Source organism: Neisseria sp. P0021.S007 (assembly GCF_051956855.1).
The window spans coordinates 1-493 of the sequence record NZ_JBQCXA010001360.1; the positions used below are offsets into that span (position 1 = coordinate 1).

1 protein-coding gene is annotated in these 493 nt (G+C 44.6%); it reads left to right on the forward strand.

Annotated elements, in window-relative coordinates; all coding sequences use genetic code 11:
* Positions 1-45 precede the first annotated feature (45 nt).
* Positions 46-493, forward strand: a 448-nt coding sequence (locus tag ACTHUR_RS19160) for an inner membrane-spanning protein YciB (RefSeq protein ID WP_440400366.1), incomplete at its 3' end; no start/stop codon positions are given.

Genomic DNA, 493 nt, shown 5'->3' on the forward strand with positions numbered 1-493 from the left:
TCCCTGTATGATTAGCATTTACTCAATTAGTTTCATCATTAATATATGAAGATTTTGAGCGACTTATTCGCCGTATTCTTATTTTTCATCACATATATCATCACCAAAGACATGATTGCCGCAACGGCTGTTGCGGTTATAGTCGGCATTGCCCAAGCTGCGCTGACCTTTTGGAAACACCGTAAACTGGATACCATGCAATGGGTCAGCCTGATTTTGATTGTCTTTTTTGGCGGCGCAACGATTCTGCTGAAAGACAACCGCTTTATCATGTGGAAACCGACCGTTCTGTTTTGGATCGGCGCCATCGTCATGCTGTTCAGCCACCTTGCCGGTAAAAACGGGCTTAAAGCCGTCATGGGCAAAGAAATGCAGCTCCCTGATTTTGTATGGACGCGCCTGACTTATGCATGGATTGGCTTCCTGATTTTTATGGGTGCGGCCAACCTCTTTGTCTTTACGTATTTTCCAGACCAATGGGTCAATTACAAAC